Genomic DNA, 262 nt, shown 5'->3' with positions numbered 1-262 from the left:
GCCAGTACTGGTAGGCGCGAAAGATGCCCTAAATTCCGGACTCACGGGCGTTGAGGGTGAGCAACTGGGCATGATGATCGATAACCTCAGTGTCGGTTATGCCATGGCGTACTTAACCGGTTTGGTGAGCTTGATTGTGCTGGCGAAATTGATGCCGAAGTTACAGCGCCACAACTTAGAGCATTCTGCGCAGCAAATTGCGATTGAACGCGGCTTGGGGAGTGAGTCGCAGCGTAAAGTCTATTTACCCATTATTCGCGCC

The 262-nt window shown here is 52.3% G+C and carries 1 protein-coding gene; it reads left to right on the top strand.

Annotated elements, in window-relative coordinates:
- Positions 1-70 precede the first annotated feature (70 nt).
- On the top strand, positions 71-262 hold a 192-nt coding region (locus V0R37_RS22500), incomplete at its 3' end, for a hypothetical protein (RefSeq protein ID WP_489685821.1).

Source organism: Pollutimonas rozaliensis, from assembly GCF_048751585.1.
GTDB lineage: Bacteria > Pseudomonadota > Gammaproteobacteria > Burkholderiales > Burkholderiaceae_B.
The sequence above is the reverse complement of the archived record's forward strand: the minus strand, read 5'-3'. Positions and strand labels throughout refer to the sequence as shown.